19 protein-coding genes are annotated in these 18,851 nt (G+C 32.6%); 9 read left to right on the forward strand and 10 right to left on the reverse strand.

The window, feature by feature from the left end; translation table 11 throughout:
* Positions 1 to 55 precede the first annotated feature (55 nt).
* The 5 genes from dapF (at position 56) to OD803_RS12725 (ending at position 4,086) form a co-directional block, all read left to right on the forward strand.
* Positions 56 to 832 (forward strand): diaminopimelate epimerase, encoded by a 777-nt coding sequence (gene dapF, locus OD803_RS12705; RefSeq protein ID WP_262733685.1) that lies wholly within the window; start codon positions 56 to 58, stop codon positions 830 to 832.
* Positions 829 to 1,353, forward strand: coding sequence for a GNAT family N-acetyltransferase (locus OD803_RS12710; protein WP_129760367.1), 525 nt, complete (start codon positions 829 to 831; stop codon positions 1,351 to 1,353). Before dapF ends, OD803_RS12710 begins: the two co-directional genes overlap by 4 nt.
* Complete coding sequence (gene mltG / locus OD803_RS12715; RefSeq protein WP_129760366.1) at positions 1,354 to 2,397, forward strand: endolytic transglycosylase MltG; 1,044 nt, start codon at positions 1,354 to 1,356, stop codon at positions 2,395 to 2,397. It abuts the gene before it with no gap.
* A gap of 5 nt (positions 2,398 to 2,402) precedes the next feature.
* Complete coding sequence (locus OD803_RS12720; protein ID WP_262733686.1) at positions 2,403 to 3,308, forward strand: YfiM family protein; 906 nt, start codon at positions 2,403 to 2,405, stop codon at positions 3,306 to 3,308.
* Between the two features lie 106 nt (positions 3,309 to 3,414).
* Complete coding sequence (locus OD803_RS12725; RefSeq protein ID WP_129760364.1) at positions 3,415 to 4,086, forward strand: peptidoglycan-binding protein LysM; 672 nt, start codon at positions 3,415 to 3,417, stop codon at positions 4,084 to 4,086.
* A 7-nt stretch (positions 4,087 to 4,093) separates the two neighbouring features.
* Here the strand turns inward: OD803_RS12725 and OD803_RS12730 are convergent, their stop codons facing one another.
* From OD803_RS12730 to dnaA, 4 genes are all read right to left on the reverse strand, one after another.
* Positions 4,094 to 4,810, reverse strand: a complete 717-nt coding sequence (locus OD803_RS12730; protein ID WP_131507178.1) for an SAM-dependent methyltransferase — start codon at positions 4,808 to 4,810, stop codon at positions 4,094 to 4,096.
* Positions 4,811 to 4,812: 2 nt separating this feature from the next.
* Positions 4,813 to 6,216, reverse strand: coding sequence for a PQQ-dependent sugar dehydrogenase (locus tag OD803_RS12735; RefSeq protein ID WP_262733687.1), 1,404 nt, complete (start codon positions 6,214 to 6,216; stop codon positions 4,813 to 4,815).
* 61 nt (positions 6,217 to 6,277) lie between these two features.
* A complete protein-coding gene (locus OD803_RS12740) occupies positions 6,278 to 6,736 on the reverse strand; it encodes a low molecular weight protein-tyrosine-phosphatase (protein WP_262733688.1) in 459 nt (152 codons plus the stop codon).
* Positions 6,737 to 6,745: 9 nt separating this feature from the next.
* A complete protein-coding gene (dnaA, locus tag OD803_RS12745; RefSeq protein WP_262733689.1) occupies positions 6,746 to 8,173 on the reverse strand; it encodes a chromosomal replication initiator protein DnaA in 1,428 nt (475 codons plus the stop codon).
* A 199-nt stretch (positions 8,174 to 8,372) separates the two neighbouring features.
* Between dnaA and OD803_RS12750 the strand changes: the two genes are divergently transcribed.
* Positions 8,373 to 8,783 carry an acyl-CoA thioesterase gene (locus OD803_RS12750; RefSeq protein WP_131507174.1) on the forward strand — a complete coding sequence of 137 codons (411 nt, stop codon included), beginning with the start codon at positions 8,373 to 8,375 and terminating at the stop codon, positions 8,781 to 8,783.
* On the opposite strand, the gene OD803_RS12755 is transcribed toward OD803_RS12750, so the two are convergent.
* The 4 genes from OD803_RS12755 to ribD are packed head-to-tail and all read right to left on the reverse strand — an operon-like array spanning position 8,780 to position 11,890.
* Positions 8,780 to 9,394 (reverse strand): IMPACT family protein, encoded by a 615-nt coding sequence (locus OD803_RS12755; protein ID WP_131507172.1) that lies wholly within the window; start codon positions 9,392 to 9,394, stop codon positions 8,780 to 8,782. The two genes, OD803_RS12750 and OD803_RS12755, sit on opposite strands and share 4 nt — an antisense overlap.
* Positions 9,394 to 10,254 carry an EamA family transporter gene (locus tag OD803_RS12760; protein WP_131507170.1) on the reverse strand — a complete coding sequence of 287 codons (861 nt, stop codon included), beginning with the start codon at positions 10,252 to 10,254 and terminating at the stop codon, positions 9,394 to 9,396. Before OD803_RS12760 ends, OD803_RS12755 begins: the two co-directional genes overlap by 1 nt.
* Entirely contained in the window at positions 10,254 to 10,865 is a 612-nt protein-coding gene (locus tag OD803_RS12765) for an HAD family hydrolase (RefSeq protein WP_262733690.1), read from the reverse strand. The genes OD803_RS12760 and OD803_RS12765 overlap by 1 nt, the downstream gene beginning before the upstream one ends.
* 29 nt (positions 10,866 to 10,894) lie before the next feature.
* The gene (gene ribD, locus OD803_RS12770; protein WP_131507167.1) at positions 10,895 to 11,890 is read right to left on the reverse strand and encodes a bifunctional diaminohydroxyphosphoribosylaminopyrimidine deaminase/5-amino-6-(5-phosphoribosylamino)uracil reductase RibD; all 996 of its coding nucleotides are present in this window, start codon (positions 11,888 to 11,890) and stop codon (positions 10,895 to 10,897) included.
* 364 nt (positions 11,891 to 12,254) lie between these two features.
* On the opposite strand from ribD, the gene OD803_RS12775 reads away from it, so the two are divergent.
* Positions 12,255 to 12,746: a GNAT family N-acetyltransferase gene (locus tag OD803_RS12775; RefSeq protein ID WP_262733691.1), complete on the forward strand. Its 492-nt coding sequence runs from the start codon at positions 12,255 to 12,257 to the stop codon at positions 12,744 to 12,746.
* Positions 12,743 to 13,606 carry a peptide chain release factor N(5)-glutamine methyltransferase gene (gene prmC, locus OD803_RS12780; protein ID WP_262733693.1) on the forward strand — a complete coding sequence of 288 codons (864 nt, stop codon included), beginning with the start codon at positions 12,743 to 12,745 and terminating at the stop codon, positions 13,604 to 13,606. Before OD803_RS12775 ends, prmC begins: the two co-directional genes overlap by 4 nt.
* Before the next feature lie 15 nt (positions 13,607 to 13,621).
* Here prmC and OD803_RS12785 read toward each other — a convergent pair whose 3' ends face one another.
* Both OD803_RS12785 and OD803_RS12790 read right to left on the reverse strand, forming a co-directional pair.
* Complete coding sequence (locus OD803_RS12785) at positions 13,622 to 14,317, reverse strand: copper homeostasis protein CutC (RefSeq protein WP_262733695.1); 696 nt, start codon at positions 14,315 to 14,317, stop codon at positions 13,622 to 13,624.
* Positions 14,318 to 14,428: 111 nt separating this feature from the next.
* A complete protein-coding gene (locus OD803_RS12790; protein ID WP_262733696.1) occupies positions 14,429 to 16,699 on the reverse strand; it encodes a beta-N-acetylhexosaminidase in 2,271 nt (756 codons plus the stop codon).
* A 60-nt stretch (positions 16,700 to 16,759) separates the two neighbouring features.
* On the opposite strand from OD803_RS12790, the gene ligA reads away from it, so the two are divergent.
* A complete protein-coding gene (gene ligA, locus OD803_RS12795; protein WP_262733698.1) occupies positions 16,760 to 18,754 on the forward strand; it encodes an NAD-dependent DNA ligase LigA in 1,995 nt (664 codons plus the stop codon).
* The last annotated feature ends 97 nt before the right edge of the window (positions 18,755 to 18,851 follow it).

An 18,851-nucleotide genomic window follows, 5' to 3' on the forward strand; every position in this document is an offset into this window, starting at 1 on the left:
AACGCGTATTTAACACTGCAAAAACCAATGTTTTATTCCTATATTTGTACCGCTTATGAAACTTAATTTCTATAAATATCAAGGTACAGGAAACGATTTTGTAATGATCGATAACCGTTCATTACACTTCGACAAAAACAATACCAAACACATTGCTTTTTTGTGTGACAGACGTTTTGGCATAGGTGCTGACGGACTGATACTGCTTGAAAATCATCCTGATTATGATTTTAAAATGGTGTATTACAATGCAGATGGTAACGAAAGTTCTATGTGTGGTAATGGTGGTCGTTGTTTGTCAGCTTTTGCAAAGCAACTAGGTGTTGTTAATGATAAAGCTACTTTTATAGCTATTGATGGTTTACATCATGCTGTTATTGAGCAAGGTGTTGTGAGTCTTCAAATGCAAGATGTTTTAAAAGTTAATCAACAGCAAGACTATGTGTTTTTAGATACTGGTTCACCTCATCATATAGAAATGGTTAATGACTTGAAGCATTTTGATGTCAAAACAAAAGGTTCAGCTATTAGATATGGTAATTTATATGGTAAAGCAGGAAGTAATGTAAATTTTGTTGAAAAAATTTCAGAAGATACTTTTGCTGTAAGAACTTATGAACGTGGAGTAGAAGACGAAACGTTGTCTTGCGGAACAGGAGTGACTGCTGTAGCTTTGGCGATGCATTATATTGGAGAAACCGAAAAAAATCTAGTGACATTAAAAACAAAAGGAGGCGATCTTAAGGTGTCTTTTACTGTTGAAAATGGCGCGTATAAAAATGTATGGCTTATTGGACCAGCAACTTTGGTTTATAAAGGGACTTTTGAATGATAACTCTAAAAGGAAAGCATATTTATTTAAGAGCGCTCGAGCTAGAGGATTTGGAGTTTATCCATCAGGTAGAAAATGATGAATCCATTTGGGAAATAAGCAGTACCATTACACCATATTCCAAATTTTTAATAAAGCAGTATTTAGAAAATGCGCACAAAGATATTTTTGAAGTCAAACAATTACGACTAGTCATTTCTAGTTATAATGATGACGCTTTAGGACTCATTGATCTTTTTGATTTTGATTTCAGAAATAAAAGAGTTGGTGTTGGTATTTTAATTAAAAACCCTGAGGATAGACAAAAAGGGTTTGCTAGTGAAGCTTTAGGATTGCTTATAGATTACTGTGTAAAACATCTCGATGTGCATCAATTATATTGCAATATTTCAGAAGAAAATACTGCAAGCCTTAATTTGTTTGAAAGCCATGGGTTTCAAAAAATAGGACTAAAAAAAGATTGGACCTATACTAATGGTTCTTATAAAAACGAATATTTATTACAACGTATTTCAATTTAAATGTATATAAAGAAAATTCTTTGGGCAATTGCTCTTATAGGTCTAGCAGTAGCTGCTTACTTCGCGTATTTTGTGTATAGTGCAATGTTTAAGCCTAATACAAGTTTTAATAATGAAAATGCCTATGTGTTTATTCCTACAGGAGCCGACTATAACGAAGTAAGAGCACAATTGGAACCATTGTTATTGGATATTGATGCTTTTGATGCGTTAGCAAAGCAAAAAAAATACACAGCTAATATAAAAGCTGGTAGGTATGAAATTAAAAAAGGAATGAGTAATAACGATATTATCAATTCTATTAGAAGTAATAATATCCCAATTAAAGTATCTTTTAATAATCAGGAAACATTAGAAAAACTTGCAGGTAGAATTGCAAACCAAATAGAAGCAGATAGTTTGTCTTTAATTGAAACTATGACTTCTGAAGCATTTTATGAAAAAAGCGGTTTTTCAAAACAAACAGCTTTAGGGATGTATATTCCAAATAGCTATGAGTTTTTCTGGAATACTTCAGCTGAAGAATTTAGAGACCGAATGTTAAAAGAATATAACCGATTTTGGAACGACAGTAGAAATGCGAAAGCTAAAGCATTAAACATGTCTAGAGATAAGGTTATGGCTTTAGCGTCTATTGTATATGAAGAGTCAAAGCAAGCTAGCGAGCAACCTCGTATTGCAGGTGTATATATGAATAGGTTGCGAATAGGAATGCCTTTGCAAGCAGACCCAACATTAAAATTTGCAGCTTATCAATTGCCACAATATAAAAACACAGTAATAAAACGTGTATTGAATATTCACAAAGAAATAGAGTCACCTTATAATACATACATGAATGCTGGATTACCTCCAGGGCTTATCGCAATGCCAGATATTTCGGCAATTGATGCTGTATTGAATTATGAAAAACACAATTACCTTTATTTTGCTGCTGATGCTAAACGCTTAGGGTTTCATAAATTTGCTAAAACCTTAAGTCAGCACAATGTAAATGCTAGAGAGTATCAGCGTTATTTATCTGCTCAAGGAATAAATAGGTAATTTTAATGCGAAAAAAAATCTGTTATATAGCCTTTCTATTTGTATCAGTATCTTTTTCGCAATCTACATTTGAGTCGTTTTTAAAGCCTAGTGATAGTTTAAATCCTTCAAGACGTAATGCAGTTGTAATAGCTGAGTCTTCTTTAGCAGGACTAACGCTTATTGGTTTGGATAGACTTTGGTATGCCGATTATCCTCGTTCAAAATTCCATACATTAAATGATAACAATGAGTGGTTGCAAATGGATAAACTTGGTCATGTGTTTACATCTTATCAATTAGGAAGAGTAGGTGCTAATGTTTTAAATTGGAGTGGTGTACGTAAAAAAGACCAGCTTATTTATGGTTCTACTTTAGGCTTTACCTTTTTAACAGCTGTTGAAGTTATGGATGGTTTTTCTGAAGAATGGGGTTTTTCTTGGGGAGACATGATAGCTAATGCAGCAGGAACAGGCTTGTATGTTGGTCAAGAATTACTTTGGCAAGAACAGCGTATTGTTTTAAAATATTCTTTCCACCAAACTAAATATGCTGCTCAACGTCCTGATAAACTTGGAGATGGCTTTTTTGAAGAGTTTTTAAAAGACTACAATGGTCAAACCTATTGGCTCAGTGCTAATGTACACTCGTTTTTCAAGGATAGTAATTTTCCTAAATGGCTTAATGTAGCTATTGGTTATGGAGGAGATGGTATGTTATCTGGTGAAAATGAGACTGTTAATAACTCAATGATAAGTCAAAATAGAATTCGTCAATTCTATTTAAGTTTAGATGTAGATTTGTCAAGAATTAAAACGAACTCTCGTTTTTTACGAACGATATTTGACGTTTTTAATGTTATTAAGGTACCATTTCCAGCATTGGAGTTTACCGATAAAAATGGCATAAAGCTCCATGGAATCTATTTTTAGAGCGGTTAAACGATTAATTTTCAGGTTTTAAAAAAAAGTTATATCTTTGCACGCTGAAATTTTAGGTCCATTTTTGGGGAATTAAGGACTTAATAAATTAGCTATTATGATAAAAAAGAAAACTAATTTTTTTGTTATCCCTCTTGCAATTGGCGCTTTAATTTTTTTAGCGTTGTATTCAAACACTAAAGTAGATTTAACAAATTATTCTACTGAGGGTTTGGAAATAGATTTTACAGTATCTAAAGATATTGCTTTATTAGCAAAAGACTCTAAAGGTGCAGTATCACCTATTTCAAATGACATTCAATTTCCTTACTTAGGGAAATCTTACGTAGGTTTTAAAGAAGCTCTTGGATTCAAAGAATCTGGTAGCAATTATTTTAGAGTTAACACACTTGGTTATTTAGGAAAGTACCAATTTGGTGCAGAAACATTAAAATTGATAGGTATTTATAACCCTAATCAGTTTTTATACAATCCTGAATTACAAGAAAAAGCTTTCTTAGCAAATGCTGAACGTAATAAATGGATATTACGTAAAGACATTAACCGCTTTGTTGGAAAAACAATAGGAGGCGTTAATGTTACTGAATCTGGTATTTTAGCTGCAGCGCATTTAGCAGGTCCAGGAAGTGTAAAAAAGTATTTAAGAAGTTATGGTTCTAATAACTTTAAGGATGCTTACGGAACTTCAATTAGACATTACCTAAAGAAGTTTTCTGGTTACGATACATCGCATATTGTACCAAACAAGAAAGCTAAAGCAGTACTTTAATAAAGAATTAATCTTTATGAATAGCAAAGATTGACGGACGTTTATGTAAGTCAATCTTTGTTTTTTTCCACTCATTCACGGTTTGCGTTTTTATATACTCAGTAGGTAATGTAATATCACAAGCAATACATATTCTTGTATTTTGGTGTAACAAACTGCAAATATCTTCTAGCATTTTATTGTTTCTGTAAGGAGTTTCAATAAAGAGTTGTGTTTGATTTTGTTCAAAAGATAACTTCTCAAGTCGTTTTAAAGCAGACTTTCTTTCAGCTTTGTCTATTGGTAGGTAGCCATTAAAAGCAAAATTTTGTCCGTTCATTCCAGAACTCATTAATGCCAAAATAATAGAAGAAGGTCCAACCAAAGGTACAACCTGTATGTTGTTTTGGTGTGCAAGCTTCACAATTTCAGCGCCAGGATCGGCAATTCCTGGACAACCAGCTTCAGAAAGCAAACCCATGGGTTTTCCTGCTTTACAAGCATCTAAAAAGTTTGAAATCTCAAAATCTTCAGTGTATTTATTTAAAACATTAATATTTAACGAAGGCTGCGATTTTCTTGGGCTTACTCGTTTTATAAAATGTCTAGCTGTTTTTTGATTTTCAACAATATAATCGTCAACCATTTCAATAATTTTCTTTACTGAAATTGGTAAAACTTCAAGTGGAGGATTGTCTCCTAAACGTGTAGGTATAAGGTATAATTTACCGTAAGTATTGTTCATTCTTAATTAACAATGAGCTTTTTAAATTGTGTTTGTCCATTATTATTAACTAGTTGTACTAGATAAAGTCCGTTTGATAATTCTTTTGTAGAAATAGTAGTTAACTGATTGTCAAATTCATTAACAGACTTTACAAGCTTACCTTGCATGTTGAATAAATGAACAGAATTTAATGATGAATAAAATTGTAATAGGTCTATAGTGAAACTTTCGTTTGCAGGATTAGGATATAATTTAATGTCAGATAATTGATGTTCATCAACACTTAAATTAGCATCAATGATTTTATAGATCGTTCCAGAAGACAAGCCAGCAACATATAATTCTCCGTCAACATCTTCACCAAAACAACTCCATCCATTTCCTGAATATTGCTCAGTAAAGGTGTAACTCCAAGAGCCTTCGTTGTTACTTAAAATTCCTATTTCATTACTACAGTAATCAGCAAAAAAGTAAACACCATATAAATTAGGTTGAGCTGAACCTCTATAAATATAACCACCAGTTATTGAGCATTTAAAGGCTCCAGATGAGGTGTGACCATATTCAGCAACCGGAAAAGTCATTTCAGCCATAGGAGGACAGTCGGCTGTGTTGTAGGTAGAATTTCCTTCATAACAACGCCATCCATAATTAACACCTAAAGCAGAAGCAGAAGGAGTGACCATATTTATTTCTTCGTACTCATTTTGTCCAACATCAGCAATCCAAATGTCATTGGTTAGACTGTCAAAAGAAAACTTCCAAGGATTTCGCAGTCCATAAGACCAAATTTCATCAAGAGCAGTTGCGTCACCAACAAAAGGATTTGTAGCAGGAATAGCATAGTTGTTTCCTCCACTAGTATTATCTACATCTATTCGAAGCATTTTGCCTAATAAAGTACTGAGGTCTTGAGCTCTATTTCCTGGATCACCACCTGAACCTCCATCTCCTGTCGCTATGTATAAATAGCCATCATTTCCAAACGCCATGTCACCACCATTATGATTGATATAAGGTTGAGAAATAGTCATTAATATGAGCTCAGAACTTGAGTCTGCTGTATTGCTATCGCTTCTTGTGAATCTTGAGATTACAGTATCACCTGCGTTGTTTATATAATTAACATAAAAATAACCGTTCGAAGCATAATTTGGGTGAAAAGCTAATCCTAAAAGTCCTTGTTCACCACCATTATCAGTAACGTTTACGTCAATATCTAAAAAAGGAGTTGGGTTAATTGTGCCTTCTTGGTTTATGATTTGGATATAACCAGATCGTTCTGCAACAAAAAGTCTATTATCGCCTGAATGCTTGATATTTACTGGGTTTGAAAGTCCTGTAGCAAAAGTTTCAATCTCAATATCTTGAGCAAACCCAATAGAAAAACTAAAGAGTATAACTAGAGAGGTTAACTTTTTCATAGTATTAATTTAAGGGAGTTTGTTGCAACAAAATACAAAAAATCTAACAATATCAATGAATTTAATTGTTAATCAGGTTTTTAGAAATAATGTTGCATGAATTGTCAAGAAGAGAGTATACATGCTCAAAATCTTTAATTGTTCCATAGTAAGGATCAGGAACATTTTTGTCTTTGATGTGAGGGTCTACTTCTAAAATAAGCTTTACTTTAGAACTATCGTGAGTGTTCCTAGCGAGTTTAATTACGTTTTCAAAATTAGATTGATCCATCACAAAAATATGGTCAAAAGTATCAAAGTCAGAAACTTTAAACTGTCTTCCGCGTTGGTGCGAAATGTTAATTCCGTTAGCTCTTGCAACAGCAATAGACCTATGGTCTGGGTTGTCACCAACATGATAGTTTGCGGTACCAGCCGAATCTACATAAAACTTGTCAGAAGGTAGCTTAGATTCTAAAATACCATGAGCCAATGGTGAGCGGCAAATATTACCTAAGCAAACCATTAGAATACTTACCATAACTTAATTTTAGAGCGATAATTTTTTAGAAAGATCTTCTACGTATTTTCTAAACTGTTTGTCAGTAGAAGATAAATTGTCTACAGTTTTACAAGCATGTAATACTGTTGCGTGGTCGCGTTTTCCAATTTGAGAGCCAATACTCGCTAAAGAGGCTTTAGTGAATTTTTTAGCAAAAAACATAGCTAATTGTCTAGCTTGTACAATGTGACGCTTTCGGGTTTTAGACTGTAATGTGCTAACGTCCATTTGGAAGTAGTCAGAAACTACTTTTTGGATATAGTCAATTGAAACTTCTCTCTTTGTGTTCTTAACAAATTTTTCAACAATATCCTTAGCTAAGTTTATTGTAATTTCCTTTTTATTGAATGAAGATTGTGCTATTAAAGAGATTATAGCGCCTTCTAATTCTCTAACGTTAGTTTTAATGTTTTTAGCAACATACTCTATGATTTCTTCAGGCATTTCAACACCATCTCTGTAGAGTTTGTTTTTAAGAATAGATACTCTTGTTTCAAAATCAGGACTCTGTAGTTCTGCTGAAAGTCCCCATTTAAAACGAGACAATAAGCGTTGCTCAATATCTTGCATATCAACAGGTGCTTTGTCACTTGTTAAAATGACTTGCTTACCATTTTGGTGTAAATGGTTGAAGATATGGAAGAATACATCTTGAGTTCCAGATTTGCCTGAGAAAAACTGAACATCATCAATAATTAAGACATCAATAATTTGATAAAAATGAATAAAGTCATTTCTGTTATTCTTTTTTACTGAGTCAATATATTGTTGTGTAAACTTTTCAGCAGATATATAAAGTACTGTTTTTTCAGGATACTTGTCTTTAATATCAATACCAATAGCATGAGCTAAGTGGGTTTTTCCTAATCCAACACCACCAAAAATAAGTAATGGGTTAAACGATGTTCCTCCAGGTTTGTTAGCAACTGCTAAACCTGCATTTCTTGCTAACCTGTTTGAATCTCCTTCAAGGAAATTTTCAAAGTTGTAGTTAGGATTTAATTGAGACTCAATTTTTACATTTCTAATTCCAGGAATTACAAATGGGTTTTTAAGCTCAGTATTTTTATTGTTTAAAGGAATATCAACATCTTGCGATTTAACAGCTGTTCTGTTAGAACTTGGTATTTTTTCAGTAAATGGTTGTTTGTTACCATAGGTGTTTTCCATTTTAATAACATATACCAATTTAGCAGTTTCACCAAGTTCTTTTGTAAGCGCAACTTTAAGGATTTTTACATAGTGTTCTTCAAGCCACTCGTAGAAGAATTTACTAGGTACTTGAATGCTTAAAGCATTGTCTGTAAGTTTAACTGCTACAATTGGTTCAAACCAAGTTTTGTATGCTTGGGGTTGTATGTTATCTTTTATAAAAGAAAGGCAATTATTCCAAACCGATTGCGCAGTTACATTCATTCTCTAAGTTAATTTTTGATGTTTAGTTAGTTTAGTTTAGTAAAAAAAAGAGAAATTCGAGTTTCTCTTGAGTCATTTTTTTTACCTGACAAATATGTGAACAAAATTCTTAAAAAAAAAATCAAAACTCGTTGAATTTTAAGAATTTTTTTCTCATGTTTAAAACTTGTTGAAAGTACAAAAAAAAAATTAAAATTTTATGGTTAATCCTACAAAATGCTCTGAAAATCAGATTAGAGTACGTTATGGTGAAACAGATCAAATGGGTGTGGTTTACCATGGAAACTACGCGCAATATTTTGAAATAGGTAGAACAGAGTGGTTAAGAAAATTAGGAGTAACTTATAAACAAATGGAAGAAGATGGTGTTATGCTTCCGGTTATATCTTTAAATGTAAAATTCAAAAAGTCAGCGTATTATGATGATGTTATTAAAGTGATAACAAAACTAAAAAAAATGCCAACAGCAACTATAGAATTTGACTACGAAATTTTAAATTCTAAAAATGAAATTTTAACGACAGGAAATACAGTTTTGGCGTTTATAGATATTAACAAGAATAGACCTACAAGATGTCCAAAATATATTTTAGACAAATTACAAGATTAATCGTTTAATGGGCTTATAGAAACTTCAAATAAGCTATCAAAAGCATTAAAAATAGATTCGCTTTCTTTTAATCTTACAGAAATATTAAGTTGGCAATCTAATTCTAGTTTTTGATCTAAAACCTTTATGTTTTTTTCTTTTATAATACGCATCACTTTATTCATGTTTTTGTAATCAAAAGTGATTTTGTAATGCCTGTTAATAGTTTTAGTAACAATTTTTGAAGCTTCTAAACTTAATTGAGCCGCTGTTTTATAAGCATTTATTAAACCACTAACACCTAGTTTTACGCCTCCAAAGTATCTTACAACTACTATTAAAATATTTGTGACTTCAAAAGATTGTATTTGCCCATAAATAGGCATGCCTGCACTGTTGTTGGGTTCACCGTCATCATTTGCCCTAAACTGTATGTTGGTTTCGTCTGTTCCTATTTGGTAAGCATAACACCAATGTCTGGCTTGGTGGTGTTGTTTTTTTAAATCTTCAATATATTGTTTAACCTTATCTTCAGAAGACACAGGAAACGCATATCCAAAAAATTTACTGTTTTTGTCTTTGAATAAGATTTCTTCAGATGGTTTGTTTATGGTTTTGAAAGTATCTTTCATTATGCTAATGTCACTAAAATTATTGAGACAATCGCTAAAACAATACCTAACCAGTTTTTAGCAGAAAGTTTTTCTCCAAATAAAACCAAACCTGTTAAAGTGGAAAGCATCACAATACCTACATTATTTACTGTAAATAGAGTAGAGCTCTCAAACGTTTCATGGTCTAGTGCTTTTAATAAAAAGTAAATAGAACTGTAGTTTATAATACCAAGAGTAATACCTCCTAATAAACTTTTAGGTTGAAATTTAAATTCGCCTTTAAATAGTTTTGCAATAAGGGTTAATACACCAATTAATGCTGCGCAACCAAAAATTGTTGCAGAAAAAATAGGAATTCCATTTTCAGGAACGTAAGTAGTTTCTAGATATTTAATAGAGGTGTCTATAACTCCAGAACCTAAAAACAAAAGTATAGGAAAGAGTAAGTTTTTCTTAAAATTGATTTTAGATCCCGCTTTTATTGAAGCTAAATATACTGCAGCTAAAGCTAGTAATATACCTATCAGCTTTTGAAATCCAGTACTTTCATTATAGACGTAAATACCAAAAATAACAGGAATTACAACACTCATTTTTGAAGCTACTGAAGCAACAGAAACACCGTTTTTTTGAACTGTAATCGCCATTACAATAAAAATACTTATAAATAAAACACCTAAAAAAACGGCTCCCAAAAACCATCTTGAGCTTGTGATTTCAGAAATACTGATAGGCGAATCGTATGCGATTAAACCAACAATACATGCTATAAAATAGTTGACAACTATAGCTTGAGTAGTGTCAATTTTAAATCGTTGAAAGAGCTTAAAAACAATAAAAATTAAAGTTGAAGCGAGTATGCTAAAAACTAAATACATTAAAATAAATGGTTGTTTATAGTGAATAAATTTACAACATCTTCAGTAGTAGGGTTGATGTTCCAGGTATGGATACCTAGTTTTGATGCAGTGTCAGTGTTCTCTTTGGTGTCGTCAATAAAAAGGCACTCTTCAGGTTTTAAATTGTTTTCAAGGAGTACAAACTCATAAATGTTAGCGTTAGGTTTTCTTAAATTGATTTCGTGCGATAAATAAAACTCATGAAATTGAGTTTTAAAATCGTCGTAAAATTCCACCTTGTCTTTTATCCAATTAATATGTAATTCATTAGTATTACTTAATAAAATTAGTTTGTAGTCATCAGTTTTAGCTAGTGTTTTTAAAAACTCTAAACGATGAGTAGGGAAATCTCTTAAAATATAGTTCCAAGCATCAAGAATGGATTCTTTTGAGAGTTTAGGGAAATTCTCTACATAAAACTCTATAAACTCTTCGCTAGATATTAGTCCTTGCTCATACAAACTATTTATGGCAATGAGTTCTTCAGGGAAAGTTTCAACTTCAAACAAATTAAGAGCGTTATTCATTGCGTCTTCTTTATCTAAGTTGATAAACACATCACCAAAATCAAATATTAAGGTTTTAATCATAGTTTTTTCGTGTAAACGGATTTTTTTAGTTATACATCCTTATCAGGATTTTCATAAATCCTTAAAATATCATTTTTAATGTTTTCTTCAGAAATTAGCTTTCCTGTAAAATTAGGTGCTTTTACACCTTCTTTAAACATAGTTTGTCCTGTAAACACTCGTGCTTCATCCCAAACACCAGAATCTATAAAAAGCTGTAAGGTTTTTGAGCCTCCTTCAATAATTACAGAATTAATTTCAGCATCATATAAAGCTTTACAAATTGCTTGAGCTGACGTGTCTTTGATTACTATGGTTTGTGCATCGTTATTAAAGACCTTATGTGTTTTTGAAAGCGTTTCGTTTTTGTCTAAAACCACACGAATAGGATGTGTTCCAGTCCAATCCCTCACGGTTAAGCTTGGGTTGTCTTGTAAAACAGTATTTGTACCAACCAGAATAGCTTGTTCTTCACTACGCCATTTATGCACTAATTGTCGTGAGTAGGTGTTAGTAATCCAAACAGGTTTTTGTTCTTCTTTAGTTAATGGAGCAATAAAACCATCAGTAGTTTGAGCCCATTTTAAAATAATATAAGGACGTTGCTTGTTGTGAAATGTAAAGAAGCGTTTATGATGCTTTTTACAAGCGTCTTCTAAAACGCCAACAACAACATTGCATCCAGCCTTTTTTAGTTTTTCAATACCTTTTCCAGCAACTTTACTATGAGTGTCAATAGTGCCAATTACAACTTTAGGGATGTTATGTTTAATTATTAAATCGCTACAAGGTGGCGTTTTTCCAAAATGACTGCAAGGTTCTAAAGTAACATAAAGTGTCGCTTTTTCTAGCAAAGATTTGTCTTTTACCGATGCTATGGCATTTACTTCAGCATGATTGCCACCATAAGAACTTGTAAAGCCTTCGCCAATAATAGAATTGTTATGCACAATCACACAACCAACCATTGGGTTTGGTCTTGTGGTTCCCAATCCGTTTTTGGCAATTTCAATACAGCGTTTTATGTAATAGTCGTGTTGTTTCAAGAAGAGTAATAATTAACAAATATTATAATTTATATTTATAGAAAATTAAATAACATTGAAAAATTTCTTTTATCGCTTATTATCTTATTTAGTTTGCATTTTTATAATGATAATAGGTTATTCATATATGATTTCAATACCTGAAATGGAGTTTCCATATGTATACAAATCAATCTTAACAAGCGCTATTGTAGCATTTTTTCTGATAGCTTTACCATTGTTATATATAATTAAAGATTTAATTAAATGGTTCAGAAACAAAAACTGAAATCTACCAAAGCAATTGAATGATTTCTTATTAAAATCGAATTTATAATATGTATCTTCATTCCGTAAAATTTCGGGATAAAAATAATACAATAAAGTGAGCAATAATAATATTGTAATTAGAGAAATACAACCTGAAGATGACCAGCAAATTGCAAAGGTTATTAGAGAAGTGCTTATTGAGTTTGGAGTGCCTAAAGTTGGAACAGCCTATGAAGATAAAGCTTTGGACTGTATGACAAAAACGTATGATACTCCTAAATCTAAATATTTCGTTATTGACCACAATGGTAAAATTATTGGTGGGGCAGGTATTTCGCAATTAGATAACTACGAAGGAAATGTTTGCGAATTGCAAAAAATGTATTTTTTACCAGAAGCTAGAGGTACTGGTTTAGGTGCAAAAATGATGGCAGTTTGTCTTGAACAAGCTAAACAGTTTGGGTTTGAACACTGTTATTTAGAAACCTTGCCATATATGAAAGCAGCCACAAAACTCTACGCTAGAGTAGGATTTCAGGCACTGGATAAGCCAATGGGAAATACAGGACACTATTCGTGTAATGTATGGATGATAAAAAAGTTATGAAGTTAAAAGACATTCAAAGATTATTTCATAAAACGCTAGATACTATTTATGGTAAACAAGAGGTAGATAGTTTTTTCTATCTCTTGACTGAGCATATTGTTGGTTTAAATAGAATGGCTTTAGCTTTAGAGCCAAATGCTATCATCAATAAAAAAAACGAAGAAGTTTTTCAAGATGCTTTAAGCAGACTAGAACAGCAAGAGCCTATTCAGTATATTATTGGAGAAACCGAGTTTTACGGTTTAATCTTCAATGTCTATCCAGATACCTTAATTCCAAGACCTGAAACCGAAGAACTTGTAGAGTGGATTATCAAAAATCACTCAGTACAAAACCAAGATGCTCAATTAAACATTTTAGACATTGGTACAGGAACAGGTTGTATCGCGATTTCTTTGGCTAAACACTTGCCAAATGCTAAAGTTTATGCTCTAGATGTTAGTAAAAACGCATTGGAAGTAGCGAGACAAAATGCTGAAAATAATAATGTATCTGTGCAATTTATAAATGATGATATTTTAAACCCTGATGGGTTTAAATCAAATATTAAATTTGATATCATAGTGTCCAATCCGCCATATGTACGACAACTTGAAAAGCAGGAAATAAAACCAAATGTGCTCAATCATGAACCACACTTAGCATTGTTTGTTGATGATCATGATCCGTTGTTGTTTTATCGATCTATATGTGAATTTTCAACTATTTATTTGAAAGAAAAAGGCACTTTGTATTTTGAAATTAATCAATATTTAGGAAAAGAAATGGTTGATTTAATGCAGACATTTTCTTTTAAAAACGTAGAGCTCAAGCAAGACTTATTTGGTAATGATAGAATGGTGAAAGCAGTAAAGGTTTAAGGTTTTTAATAATTCTTAATGACTAATTGCACGTATTATGGCTTTGATTTTTTTTGAGTCAGAAAAGGTGAGAGGTGTTGAAAATAAAGAGCCATCACTTTCAATGGTTGAAGAAGCTGACGCGTGAATTTCCTTTAATCCTATTTCTTTAAAACGTTTAGCGTTATTTTGGTTAATGCCACTACCTGCTAAAATAGTAATTCTTCCTTTAGCTTTTTCGTTTAGTTTTTTTAGGGTATTAATGCCTTTTTCAGCTGAAGGTTGTAAACCAGAAGTCAGTATTCTATCAATACCTAAATTGATGAGCTGTTCGAGAGCTTCTTCAGGATTTTTAACGCAATCAAACGCACGATGAAATGTAAAAGAAAGTGGTTTGGAAAGCTCTACAAGTTCTTTTGTTTGTTTTAAGTCAATAGTATCATCTGCATTTAAAACCCCTGAAACGATGCCTTGAAAACCTAAGTCTTTACATAATTGAATGTCTTGTTTCATGATGTCAAACTCATCTTCTGTGTAGACAAAATTACCACTTCGTGGTCTGATTAATACAAACACTGGAATTGAAAGTGTATCTCTTACTTGTTTTAATAAACCATAACTAGGTGTAATGCCACCGACAGAAAGTTCTTGACATAACTCAATACGATGAGCTCCTGCGTCTTGAGCGTTTTTAGCTGATTGATAGGAATTGGCACAGATTTCTAAAAGCATGTTTTTGTGTTTGTCACATCGAGTGATTTTGATTTATCAAAATTGTATCGAGATGCTTGTTCTCGATACAAAATTATTACATAATTTTACTCGAACTGACGATTATATAGGTTAATTCACAATTATTTCATCAATAAACGTCCAAGCTTTGTTGCCAGCACCTTGTTTGCCATCTGGAATGATGCCATAGTTTGGGATTTTCAAATAAATATATCTAGATGAAACATCTGCCTTTATAATAACTGGTGGCATCTTATCTAAAACTTCTGGAAGTTTAGCCTTAGAATCCAAGCCATGAGCATCAAACCCAAATTCAATTTCCTTTGGCGAATAAATCCATTGGCCTTGTCCATTATAAAATCTAGTTTCAATGGAGTTGATTTCTGTTTCTTCACCTAAATCAATAATGATCTCAATATCTTCTCCCCAAAATCCTAACCATTCTTTGTCGCCATAACGTGAATCGCTTCCAGAAATACCATTAATTAATCCCTCAGCACCACTTCCAGAGTAGGATTTGTGAGGTGCTTTATTTATGGTAATTTTTTTTCCTACTGCCTTATGATGATTAATGTTTTGAGTGAAAACTTTACCTAATTGTTTTTCATTATTAAAGAGGGAAGCTTTAATGATCACGCTTTCAGTAATTGGAATAGGTTGATTATAAATTTCTGATTGCAGTGTAGGTTCCGAACTGTCTAGCGTATACCTTATAGTTTTACCGTCAGTTAGCGTTTTTAGGTGATAGCTAAGATTATCATTTGATAGTAACTCACCTTCAATCTCATAAAGATGATTGGCATAATTGATATCTAAAGCATCAAATCGTTTATGAAAGTTTTCAACACGTTTCACAAAGTCAGGATAATTTTTGTTTTCTGGTTTTGACCAAACCACTTCGCTCATGGCTAACATTCGTGGAAAAGCCATATATTCCAATTGACTTTTGGTGTTAATGTACTCTGTCCAAATGTTCCCTTGTGCACCTAAAATGTATTGTGCTTCGTCATCATTGAGTTCTTCAGGAATTGGGTTAAAACCATACACTTTTTCTAATGGTAAAAAGCCACCAATAGCTATAGGTTCGTTGTCGTTTTCGCTTTGGTAATAGTCAAAATAACAATGAGACGTAGGTGTCATAATTACATTATGGTGTTGCTTTGCAGCTTCAACAGCACCTTCAATCCCTCTCCATGACATTACAGTTGCATTTGGAGCTAAACCACCTTCAAGAATTTCGTCCCAACCTATAATTTGCTTGCCTTTGCTGTTAAGATATTTTTCAATACGTGCTATAAAATAGCTTTGTAGCTCGTGTTCGTCTTTCAAACCTTTATTCTTTATGAGTTTTTGACAATATTCACAGTTTTTCCATCTGGTTTTTGGAGCTTCATCACCACCAATATGAATGTATGTGCTAGGAAAAAGAGTAGCAACCTCGTCTAAAACATTTTCTAAAAAAGTAAATGTTTCTTCTTTTGGGCAAAAAATATCTTCAAAAACGCCCCATGTTGTGGCAACATCTATTTGTTTTCCAGTACAACCTAATTCAGGATAAGCAGCAATAGCAGCTTGTGCATGACCAGGAAGTTCAATCTCAGGAATTACGGTAACAAATCTACTTTTAGCATAAGCCACAACCTCTTTGACTTCTTCTTGTGTGTAAAAACCTCCATATGTTTTACCGTCAAATTGTTGAGGTTGGTCGCTATAATGACCAATAAGGGTTTCGTTTCTATAAGCAGCAACTTCTTGCAGTTTTGGATATTTTTTGATTTCTATTCGCCAACCTTGATCGTCGGTTAAATGCCAATGAAACGTATTCATTTTAAGCATTGCTAAAGCATCAATATATTTCTTTATGAATTCAACTGAAAACATGTGTCTGGATACATCTAAGTGCATGCCTCGATGCTCGAATTGTGGCTCGTCTTTAATTGTAGCACAAGGGATAAGTACTTTTGCTTCAGAAAGCATTTTGTTTTCAAATTCGGTAGGTAGTAATTGTCTTAATGATTGTATGGCATAAAACGCACCTTGATCTGTTTTGGCTTTAATTACAATTGACTTCGGAAGAATTTCAAGCAAATATCCTTCGAGATTTTCAATACTCTCATCTTTTATAAATGAAATAGAATTATTGTCTTGTAGCTTTATGGAACTTCCATTTTCAATGTAAGATTTTAAAAATTCAGCAGAGATTTTAAAATCATCAGTATACTTTATTCCGGTAGAATTATCTAAAACAAAATGCCCTTTATTAACAGTTTGCTCTGAAGGAATTGGGATAATTTGAGGCTTAATGTTGGATGTTTCAGTGTTTTGACAATTGAATAAAAAACTGATAAAAACAATACAAACGGTTATTTTCTTGAAAGGCATTTTAGTATATTAGATGCTTTAAATATAACTTAAAAAAGATAACTTTTCTCAATTACTTTAATGGATATTAAACAGCAAATAGAAACCCTTCGTGATGAATTGCGTCAGCATAATTATAATTACTACGTATTGGATAATCCTACAATAAGTGATTTTGATTTTGATGTAAAGCTTAAGCAGCTTCAAGAGTTGGAAGCAAAACACCCTGAGTTTTATGATGCAAGTTCGCCTACATTGCGTGTAGGAGGAGAGGTTACAAAGAATTTTGAAACTGTTGTTCATGAACATCGTATGTATTCTTTGGATAATTCTTATTCTAAAGAAGATTTGTTAGATTGGGAAACTCGTATTAAAAAGCAAGTTGATGGCGAAGTACAATATACCTGTGAGCTTAAATATGATGGAGCGTCTATTAGTTTAACCTATGAAAACGGACAACTTACAAAAGCGGTTACAAGAGGTGACGGATTTCAAGGTGATAATGTTACTACTAATATAAAAACCATTAAATCAGTTCCGTTGCAGTTGAAAGGCGATTTTCCACCTAAATTCGATATAAGAGGTGAAATTGTATTGCCTTTTGAAGGGTTTAATAAAATGAATGAAGAGCGCATTGAAATAGGAGAAGAACCATATAGAAACCCAAGAAATACAGCTTCAGGAAGCTTGAAACTACAAGATAGTACTGAGGTGGCTAAACGTCCTTTGGAATGTTTGCTTTATAATATTACAGGAACTAATTTGAATATTTCCACACAATTTGAAAGTTTAGAAAAAGCTAGAGCTTGGGGATTTAAAGTTCCGCAAGCCGCTAAACTAGCTAATTCAATTGATGAGGTTTTAGAATTTATTGCCTATTGGGATGAGCATAGACATAATTTGCCTTACGAAACTGATGGTGTTGTTATAAAGGTAAACAGTTTATATCAACAAGAGGAGTTAGGATATACAGCCAAAGCACCTCGTTGGGCAATGGCTTATAAGTTTAAGGCAGAGCAAGTTTCTACTCGATTAAATGAAATTACTTATCAAGTAGGACGTACAGGAGCAATTACTCCAGTTGCAAATTTAGAGCCTGTAGAATTAGCAGGAACAACTGTTAAACGAGCGTCATTGCATAATGCAGACCAGATTGCTAAGTTGGATATTAGAGAAGGTGATGAGGTGTATGTAGAAAAAGGAGGAGAGATAATCCCTAAAATTATAGCTGTAGATTTAAGTAAACGACCAGCAGATTCTAAACCAACTGAATATATTACCCACTGTCCTGAATGTCATACTGAATTGGTAAGAACTGAAGGTGAAGCACAACATTATTGTCCGAATTATAATGGATGTAATCCTCAAATTATTGGTCGCATACAGCATTTTATTTCAAGAAAAGCAATGGATATTGATGGTTTAGGAGGAGAAACCGTTGCTTTGTTGGTTAATGCAGGTTTAATTACAAATTATTCTGATTTATATGAATTAACTGTAGAGCAAGTGTTACCCTTAGAACGTATGGCTCAAAAAAGTGCTGAAAACCTTATTAATGGAATTGAAGCATCTAAGCAAATTCCTTTTGAGCGCGTTTTGTATGCGTTAGGTATTAGGTATGTTGGAGAAACCGTTGCTAAAAAACTAGTTAAACATTATAAAACAATTGATGCGATTAAAAATGCTTCGGAAGAAGAACTTGTCAATGTAGATGAAATAGGAGTGAAGATAGCAGAAAGTGTTGTTGCCTTTTTTGCTTCGGAAGCGAACAGCTCTATTATTGAAAGGCTGAAACATTTTGGAGTGCAATTGGAAATTTCAGCCGAAAAATTAGCAAATCAAACCAATAAATTAGAAGGATCTACGTTTGTAGTATCTGGCGTGTTTACTTCTGTGTCAAGAAATGAGCTTAAAAAGCTTATTGAAGACAATGGAGGTAAAGTGTCTTCTTCAATATCTTCTAAAACAAGCTATGTTGTTGCTGGAGACAACATGGGACCAAGTAAAAAAACAAAAGCAGAATCCTTAAATATACCTATTCTTTCAGAAGAAGAATTTTTATCAATGATTAGGTAAAATCCTACAAAATGTTAATTTTCATCGATAAAATGCATTTTTATTCGTTTAATTGTATTTTTTGTTTATATTTGTCCCAATAAGGGATTAATTAAAT

It is taken from the genome of Gaetbulibacter sp. NE (assembly GCF_025548475.1).
GTDB lineage: Bacteria > Bacteroidota > Bacteroidia > Flavobacteriales > Flavobacteriaceae > Gaetbulibacter_B > Gaetbulibacter_B jejuensis.